This is a genomic window from Gordonia sp. NPDC058843 (assembly GCF_042743165.1).
Classification (GTDB): Bacteria; Actinomycetota; Actinomycetes; order Mycobacteriales; family Mycobacteriaceae; genus Gordonia.
Map to the genome: position 1 here is coordinate 1 of NZ_JBHYNC010000061.1, position 8,005 is coordinate 8,005.

General features: G+C 65.0%; 8 protein-coding genes. 7 read left to right on the forward strand and 1 reads right to left on the reverse strand.

Going from position 1 to position 8,005, the window contains the following annotated elements; all coding sequences use genetic code 11:
- The first annotated feature begins 120 nt into the window (after nucleotides 1-120).
- Together ACFW3F_RS23895 and ACFW3F_RS23900 are read left to right on the forward strand one after the other, a co-directional pair.
- Nucleotides 121-435 (forward strand): ArsR/SmtB family transcription factor, encoded by a 315-nt coding sequence (locus tag ACFW3F_RS23895; RefSeq protein WP_388061920.1) that lies wholly within the window; start codon nucleotides 121-123, stop codon nucleotides 433-435.
- Complete coding sequence (locus ACFW3F_RS23900; RefSeq protein ID WP_388061922.1) at nucleotides 432-836, forward strand: VOC family protein; 405 nt, start codon at nucleotides 432-434, stop codon at nucleotides 834-836. The genes ACFW3F_RS23895 and ACFW3F_RS23900 overlap by 4 nt, the downstream gene beginning before the upstream one ends.
- Here ACFW3F_RS23900 and ACFW3F_RS23905 read toward each other — a convergent pair whose 3' ends face one another.
- Nucleotides 837-2,036 (reverse strand): DUF2235 domain-containing protein, encoded by a 1,200-nt coding sequence (locus ACFW3F_RS23905; protein WP_388061924.1) that lies wholly within the window; start codon nucleotides 2,034-2,036, stop codon nucleotides 837-839.
- 173 nt (nucleotides 2,037-2,209) lie between these two features.
- Between ACFW3F_RS23905 and ACFW3F_RS23910 the strand changes: the two genes are divergently transcribed.
- The 5 genes from ACFW3F_RS23910 to fadD5 all read left to right on the forward strand — a co-directional run bounded on the left by ACFW3F_RS23910 (nucleotide 2,210) and on the right by fadD5 (nucleotide 7,846).
- A complete protein-coding gene (locus ACFW3F_RS23910; RefSeq protein WP_388061967.1) occupies nucleotides 2,210-2,650 on the forward strand; it encodes a M15 family metallopeptidase in 441 nt (146 codons plus the stop codon).
- Between the two features lie 128 nt (nucleotides 2,651-2,778).
- Complete coding sequence (locus ACFW3F_RS23915; RefSeq protein ID WP_388061925.1) at nucleotides 2,779-3,156, forward strand: YciI family protein; 378 nt, start codon at nucleotides 2,779-2,781, stop codon at nucleotides 3,154-3,156.
- A 10-nt stretch (nucleotides 3,157-3,166) separates the two neighbouring features.
- On the forward strand, nucleotides 3,167-4,399 hold the full coding sequence (locus tag ACFW3F_RS23920) for an RNA polymerase sigma factor (RefSeq protein WP_388061927.1): 1,233 nt from the start codon (nucleotides 3,167-3,169) through the stop codon (nucleotides 4,397-4,399).
- A 290-nt stretch (nucleotides 4,400-4,689) separates the two neighbouring features.
- Complete coding sequence (locus ACFW3F_RS23925; RefSeq protein ID WP_388061929.1) at nucleotides 4,690-5,931, forward strand: DUF222 domain-containing protein; 1,242 nt, start codon at nucleotides 4,690-4,692, stop codon at nucleotides 5,929-5,931.
- A gap of 310 nt (nucleotides 5,932-6,241) precedes the next feature.
- A complete protein-coding gene (fadD5, locus tag ACFW3F_RS23930; RefSeq protein ID WP_388061931.1) occupies nucleotides 6,242-7,846 on the forward strand; it encodes a fatty-acid--CoA ligase FadD5 in 1,605 nt (534 codons plus the stop codon).
- Nucleotides 7,847-8,005: the final 159 nt, after the last annotated feature.

The following is an 8,005-nucleotide window of genomic DNA, read 5'->3' on the forward strand; positions in this document are numbered from 1 at the left end:
CGTGTCTCACCAGGCCCTTCGAGGCTCGTCGCTAGCGCTCCTCGCACCTCAGGGACCAGGGGTTATGCGGTTCTTTCGGATTAGGGAGCAATGGGTGGGCACCTAAGGGACACCATTGACATGCAAGTGACCACTTGCCTATTGTCAGGTGTGGCCGACGTGTTCCATGCACTCGATGACTCGACGAGGCGGGCAATCCTCGACGAGCTCGTCGAGCGTGACGGTCAGACGCTGTTCGAGATCTGCGGTCGACTCACGTCCCGACGGGGACTCAGCTTGAGCCGACAGGCGATCTCGCAGCATCTGGGCGTGCTGGAGTCCGCCGGACTTGTCCACGCAGAGAAACGCGGACGCTCCAAATTCCACTACTTCGATCCCGGACCGCTCCGCGAGATCGCTGACCGGTGGCCCGCCCCTCGAAAGGACCTCCCATGAGGCTCACACTGATGTCCGTCTTCGTCGACGACCAGCGCAAGGCGCACGAGTTCTACACCCAGATACTGGGATTCACGACGCGGCACAACATTCCGATGGGGGAGGACACGTGGTGGCTCACGGTTGTGTCCCCTCAAGACCCCGAGGGAATGGAGCTCCTCCTCGAACCGTCCGGCCACCCCGCGGTCAAACCCTACCGCGATTCGCTCATCGAAGACGGAATCCCGTTGGCGCAGTTCACCGTCGATGACGTTCAGGCCGAATACGAGAGGCTTCGAGGCCTCGGCGTCGAGTTCACCCAGGAACCGACCGACATCGGTCCTGCAGTCGTCGCGGTCTTCGACGACACGTGCGGCAATCTGATTCAGATCGCCGCAACGAAAGACGTGGCCCCGCAGTGACTATCGCGGGGTAGCCAGCGGTTCGGCCCTCGTGTTCGGGGTAACCGCTGTCTGCGGCGCGGTGACTGGCGCTTCGAGCGGCGGTATCTCGATCACGCGGTTCGCCAGTGGCACCTTTGTCTGTCTGACCAACGTCGTCCAGTCGCCGATGTTCTCTGCCTTCTTCTTGCGTGATCCGACGTCGTCGTTCCACCGCGTCAGCGCGGGAGCGGCGATGAGCAGCGGGATTGCGTTGTCGTTCTCCACTTCAAGTCGTCGCGCCTGACGCTTGTGCCGAACGGTCTCACCGCGCATGCGGAGCGGTCCGAACACGATCTTGATCGCGTTGACGATTCCGTACGCGGCGTTCATGGACTTGTTGGTCGTGTACTTCTCGTTCGACGGGTCGATGGGGAAGTTGATGGGCGTGAATCGCCTATAGCAGAACTGCAGGCCTGCGAGGTGCGCCTCGCGCACCATCCAGGACAGACTGAGTTCCGACGGTTCAGTGACCGCCAAACCACCGCCGATATCGGAGTGGACCCCTTCGAACCACACCTGTTTGATGTCGATCTCGCCCCGGTCTTCCTCCTTGACCTCCCAGACGCAGGGATCAAACGTCAGCCGACGCTCGTCGATCGCGAGCGCCTGCCGGGCCACTTCGACGTTCCTGCCGAGCTTCACATCGTGGAACTTGTGCTTGACGCGAGTGATACCGGGAACGCCGAGCGCGCCGACGGTGTCGAAGACCCCGATGAACTTGACCGGCACCTGCGTGCCCGGAGTCTGTGCCGGGCGGTCCTCGCGCTTCATCCGGTAATACCGCAGGACCGTTTCGAACAGGTTCTCGGTCGGGCGTTGGGCGAGTTCGTGCGGCGTGACAAGCCCAATCTGCCAGATCATGCCGCCGAGACTTCGCGCGGTGTACGCGCCGCGACTGAATCCGAAGACGAAGATCTCATCGCCGGGCTCGTAATTGAGCGCGAGGAAGCGGTACGCATCGATCAGATTGGCGTCGAGCCCTCGACCGAAGGCCCCGCCGATGATGCGGTCGGACCAGCCGGAGCCGGTCCCCACACCGTTGACATAGTGGACGAGCTGGACCGCGCCGTCGTCGGCATCAGTCGTGACAGCCCGGGCGATCTTCTCCACATTCGAGATTCTCGGGTCCTTCGACGACTTCCACGTGCCGTCGCAACAGACCACCAGACGCTTCTTCATTTTTCCGACCCTCCACAGGCTCGCACGCGGCCCACCCGACGATGACGATAGTCGCATCGCGCAGTCGGATGCAGCAGGTGTCGGTTGTACGGTTTACTGCGGTAATGAGCTCTCCGGACGTTATGCCGCGCCCTCTCGCGGTCCTCGTTGTCACTGTCCTCGGCGCCCTCCTGATGGCCGTAATCGGCGCCGCGCCCGCGAACGCCGCACCGTCGACCGCCGGCCTCGATCCGGTCTTGGCGACGGCCTACCAGCAGGCGTCGAGCACCGCTCGCGCGCAGGGGGTTCCGTTGTGGATCACCTCCGGAAAGCGAACCCACGCCGAGCAGCGTCAGATGTGGCGGGACGCGATCGCGACCCACGGAAGTCCGGAAGCGGCGCGACGGTGGGTCCTGCCTCCCGAACAGTCGACCCACGTGCGCGGCCAGGCCATCGACGTCGGCCCACGCGAAGGTGCCGCTTGGCTCCAACGCACCGGTCACCGATGGGGTCTGTGCCGAACCTTCGCCAATGAGTGGTGGCACTTCGAGATGGCGAGCGTCCCAGGCCTGCCGTGTCCCGCGATGTGGCCCGACGCCGCGGCTCGTGCCGACCGGCTCGGCAGCCCTTCGTGACGGCCCTCCGCAGGGGTCGGGCGGGATAGCCGGAAAAATTGTCTGTCGAAGATGTCGAATGGCGCTCGGCACGGTCGTCATCACTGCACACGGACCGATGCGCGGTTCGATGAACGAGAGGTCAGATCATGCATTACTCGCTGCTGCTGCACTACCCGGAGATGGACGCGTCGACTCTCGGTGAGGAGGCCATCGCACAAGGGCAGGCGGCCTTCGCCGCGTACACCACCGCCCTCCAGGACGCCGGCGTGCTCGTGAGCGCCGAAGTCCTGCAGCCTTCGGAGGTCGCGACCACTCTGCGCAAGGTCGACGGCCGACTCGTGGTCCAGGACGGTCCGTTCGCCGACACCAAGGAACAACTCGGCGGAACCGTCGTCATCGATGTCGCCGACCTCGACGCCGCCATCGAGTGGGCGCGTCAGGCACCGCCGATCGAGTGGGGCGTCGTCGAGATCCGGCCCGGCGCGACGTACACCGTCGACGGCGCCTGGATCCCCAACGCGTGACGTCGGACCCATGACAGAGCGAGAGGCGCACACCGCCGCCGGACACGCTGCCCGCGAATCGTATTCGCGGCTGGTGGCGCTTCTCGCCGCCACCTCGGGGGACCTGGCTCTCGCCGAGGACGCGCTGGCAACCGCTTTCGAACGGGCACTCGTCACCTGGTCATCCGACGGGGTACCGGCGAACCCGGAGGGCTGGCTGCTCACCGTCGCACGTAATCAACAGCGCGATGTCTGGAAGTCGGCGGCCCACCGCACATCGACGGTCCTCGACGACACCCTTTCCCCCGGAGCGACCGCAGTGACCCCCTTCGACGATCTCGACCCTGACGCAATCCCGGACAAACGCCTCGAGTTGTTGTTCACGTGTGCGCATCCGGCCATCGACGCAACCGCCCGAACTCCGCTCATGATGCAGTCGGTGCTCGGCTTCGAAGCCACCGACATCGCCGCTGCGTTCGCGGTGGCGCCGTCGGCGATGTCGCAGCGCCTGGTCCGCGCCAAGCGCCGGATCCGCAATGCACGCATACCGTTCGTCGTCCCCGACCGCGCGGCCATGCCGGAACGTCTGCCCGCGGTACTGGAGGCCGTCTACGGATGTTTCGCCATCGCGTGGAACGACGCGGACGGCTCTCACCCCGACACCGTCGAATCGATGGCGGGGGAGTCGCTCTACCTGGCCGTCACACTCGCTTCGCTGCTCGACGAACCGGAGGCCTGGGGTCTCGCCGCCCTGATTGCGCTGTCGTTGTCGCGGGCGCCGGGACGGACGGGCCCGTTCGTGCCGCTCGAGGAACAAGACCCCGCCACCTGGGATGGGGCGCTCATCCGGGACGGTGAGGCAATGCTTCGACGAGCATCGTCGTTCGGGCAGCCGCACGGACGATTCCAACTCGAGGCGGCGATGCAGTCCGTCCACGCCGACCGCGCTCGCACCGGTGTCGTCGACTGGGCTGCGCTGTCGGCTCTGTCGTCCGCGCTCGTCGCGGTTGCCCCGACGCTGGGTGCACGTATTGCTCACGCCGCCATCGTCGGGCGTGCGAGTTCTGCTGTACACGGACTGTCTCTGCTTGCCGAGTTGGGCAGTGATGCCTCGGATTTCGGACCGTTCCACGCGGCACAGGCGGATCTACTGGTTCGCGCCGGGCACTACGACGCAGCTCGTGAGCACTTCGAGCTGTCCGCCGAGCTCACGCGCGACGAGCGTGCGCGAGACTACCTTCGACGACGTGCGGGTGAGGTGTAGGGAGGGAAAGCCCTCGCGCTCCGGCACTGCAGCCTACTGTCGGCGCGAGTACGCAATGCCGACGCCTGGACGTGCGTGCCGGTCCGGACCTTCGATGCCGCGGATGCCCGCGGTCCGATTACGCAGGATTCGATACGGGTGTTACTGGAGTCAACCACTGTCAACGGGTAGTGCACAGTCAACGAAAAACGGCGCACAGTCAACGAAATATGCTGCACAGGCGACGAATTCGTCGAACTGACTTGTGGCTAAACCTCGAAATCGAACGCATGTTCCTGTAGCTTGGAGCCATGCCAGAGCTCGACACCCTCCTCGATCAGCTCATCGAGATCACCCCACCCGCCGACGATCCCACGGGCAGAACAACATTCGAGGACCTCAACACTCTGCGACTGATCGCCAATGTCGTGGCCCACCAGATCGTCACCCACACAGCACAACTCGACACGCTGGGCGTCGCGCGGAAAGTCGGCAGCACCACCAAGAGGATGCTGATCGAGTCAGGTCACGCACCCGCCGCAGCCATGCGCACCATGCGCGGTGTCGACGGCCTACCCGCGCTTCCCGCAGTGGCTCGTCACGCGGCGGACGGACGATTGTCCTCGGAAGTCCTCGACGCCGTCATCCGGGGTATGAACCAGATCGAGAAACGGTGTCCTGATGTACTCTCCGACGACGACAAGAACTCTTACGAGATTGAACTTCTCGCGCAAGCTTTGTCTGGTGCGACGCCGACGCAAGTCCTCGAGCGCGCACGGACGATCGCCAACACTCTCGCTGATGCGTCCGACATACGTCTCCCCGCCGCCGACGATTCGTCTCTGAACTCGGTGACGGCGCACACCACCGACGACGGCCGCGTCGTGATCCGCGCCGATCTCACCCAACTGGTCGGAGAGAAGTTCCGGGCCATGATCGACGAACGAACCTGCCCACGAACTGAACCCGACGGCGCCGAGGATCGGCGCACCGCAGAGCAGCAACGCGCCGACGCCTTCGAGCTGATCCTCGACCAGGCAGCGATCGGTGCGACGATTGACAGTGTTGGGAGCCCGCGCACGCAACTGATGTTGACCATCCCCGCGACCGGCGTCGATCCGGCCACCCTGCCGTGGACCGGTTCCGTCAGCCAGGCAACAGCTCGCCAGATTTCGTGCGACGGATCCTTGGCCGAGATCGTCCTCGACGATGAGGGCGTGCCTCTACAGATGGGGCACACCCACCGACTGTTCCCGCCACACCTCAGAAAAGCGATGATCGTTCGCGACAGCTGCTGCATCAAATGCGGTGCACCACCGTCACATACGCAGGTGCATCATGTGGCGCACTGGGCCGACGGTGGTCCCACCGACCTCGATAACGGCTGTCTACTCTGCCAACGCTGCCACACACAGGTCCACCACCACGGATGGGACGTCGTCATGGGCTTCGACCGACACCCCTGGCTCGTACCACCCGCGACGATCGACCCACGACGCCGACCGCTACCCGCCTACAACCGGCGCACCATGCACCTCGACGACGCCGCCTGACCACAACACACTTCGCGCAGCACCTTCCCCGCACCCGAGAATTCCTCGGGACCGCAGCAGTCCTTTGACAACTCCACAGAGACAACGTGAGCCCACGCTCCGTTCCCACTCCGGTTCGTCGACAAATCGTTCCGGGCGGGAACGGAGCGCGCGGCCCGGCACGAACAACGGGAGACGCCCACCAAACCGCGGGAATGCCTGAATCTGGCAACACGGACGACCTAATGTGTGACTCGAGACACAACAGTGCCGATCCCTCATCGAGGGTGTTCACAACGGGTCGAGTCCGCTCGACGAATGGGAGGCAGTCATGACTGCAAGCGCCGACGTCACCAGCAACCTGACCACGGAGCCGTACCGCTCACGACGCAATCACTGGAACAACCAGGTGCGCCGGCACGCCATGATGACCCCGGACAACACTGCGATCACCTACCTCGACAAGAACACCACCTGGAAGGAACTCGACGACCGTTCGCATGCCTTCGGTGCGGCCCTCCACCGGCGGGGCGTCCGGTTCGGTGACCGGGTGCTCATGGCGCTGCTGAATCGCACCGAGTACATCGAGGCCATCCTCGGCGCCACCCTGATCGGCGCCATCCCGGTGCCGGTGAACATCCGGATGAGCCCCGCCGAGGTCGCGTACCTCGTCACCGACAGCGGGGCCACAGTGGTGGTGACCGAAACCCTGCTCGCGCCGATCGCCGACGCGGTCGCCGGATCGACCGGCCAGATCGACACCATCATCGTCGTCGACGGCAGCGACAACGACGCCCATCTCGATTTCGAGACCCTCGTGGCAGAGGACGCGTCGGACCTGCCGGAGGTCGACGTGCCCGAGGACACCGTCGCCGCCATCATGTACACCTCGGGAACCACCGGGAAACCCAAGGGCGCCATGCTCACCCACCAGAATCTCCAGGCGCAGGCGGTGACGACGCTGGCTACCACGAACGGTCAATCCGATGACGTCGCCTCGATCGTGCCGCCGCTGTTCCACATCGCGGGGATAGGCGGTTTCGCACCGATTTTCTATCGCGGGGTGCGCGCGGTACTGCACCCGCTCGGCGCCTTCGATCCCGACACCATGCTCGACACCCTCGAACGCGAGGGCGTCACCTCGGTCTTCATGGTGCCCGCCCAGTGGCAGGCGGTGTGCGCCGCGCAGAGAGTGCGGCCCCGGAACCTCAAGCTCCGCACCATGAGCTGGGGTGCGGCGCCGGCGTCGGACTCCATCCTGAACGCGATGAACGAGTCGTTCCCGGAGGCCGCCAACATGACGGCGTTCGGCCAGACCGAGATGTCGCCGGTGACGACGATCCTCGAAGGCAAGGATGCGCTGCGCAAGCTCGGCTCCATCGGCAAGGTCGTGCCGGCGGTCACCGCGCGCATCGTCGACCCACTGATGAACGACGTCAAACCCGGCGAGGTCGGCGAAATCGTCTACCGCGGGCCCAACATGATGATCGGTTACTGGAACAAGCCCGAGGCGACCGCAGAAGCCTTCCGCGGCGGATGGTTTCACTCCGGCGACCTGGTACGCCAGGACGAGGAAGGCTTCCTCTACGTCGTCGACCGCGCCAAGGACATGATCATCTCGGGCGGTGAGAACATCTACTGCGCCGAGGTCGAGAACGCGCTATACGGGCACCCGAGCATCGCCGAGGCCGCCATCATCGGTCGCGCCGACGAGAAGTGGGGCGAGGTGCCGGTCGCCGTGGTGGTGCTCGCCGAGGGCGTCGACGATCTCACCCTCGCCGACCTCGAACCGCACCTCAACGAGAACCTCGCGCGGTTCAAGCACCCCAAGGACCTGGTGATCATCGATGAGCTGCCCCGCAACGCCGGCGGGAAGGTCGTGAAGCCACGACTGCGGGAAGCCTACGGCAGCAAGGACGCCGGTCTGTCGAACTGACCCGGGTTGTCAACCGAGAGTGAGGCGGCCCGGCCCGTACCAGCTACGAACGCGCTTCCGCTGCCTGATCCGGAAGAACCGCAAAACCCTGGTCCCTGAGGTGCGAGGAGCGCAAGCGACGAGCCACGAAGGGCTCGGTGAGACACGTTGCTACACCCC

Excerpts from the sequence above, each read along its gene's own strand:
- ACFW3F_RS23895 (WP_388061920.1), top strand. The coding sequence starts at position 121 with ATGCAAGTGACCACTTGCCTATTGTCAGGTGTGGCCGACGTGTTCCAT.
- ACFW3F_RS23900 (WP_388061922.1), top strand. The coding sequence starts at position 432 with ATGAGGCTCACACTGATGTCCGTCTTCGTCGACGACCAGCGCAAGGCG.
- ACFW3F_RS23905 (WP_388061924.1), bottom strand. The coding sequence starts at position 2,036 with ATGAAGAAGCGTCTGGTGGTCTGTTGCGACGGCACGTGGAAGTCGTCG.
- ACFW3F_RS23910 (WP_388061967.1), top strand. The coding sequence starts at position 2,210 with ATGGCCGTAATCGGCGCCGCGCCCGCGAACGCCGCACCGTCGACCGCC.
- ACFW3F_RS23915 (WP_388061925.1), top strand. The coding sequence starts at position 2,779 with ATGCATTACTCGCTGCTGCTGCACTACCCGGAGATGGACGCGTCGACT.
- ACFW3F_RS23920 (WP_388061927.1), top strand. The coding sequence starts at position 3,167 with ATGACAGAGCGAGAGGCGCACACCGCCGCCGGACACGCTGCCCGCGAA.
- ACFW3F_RS23925 (WP_388061929.1), top strand. The coding sequence starts at position 4,690 with ATGCCAGAGCTCGACACCCTCCTCGATCAGCTCATCGAGATCACCCCA.
- fadD5 (WP_388061931.1), top strand. The coding sequence starts at position 6,242 with ATGACTGCAAGCGCCGACGTCACCAGCAACCTGACCACGGAGCCGTAC.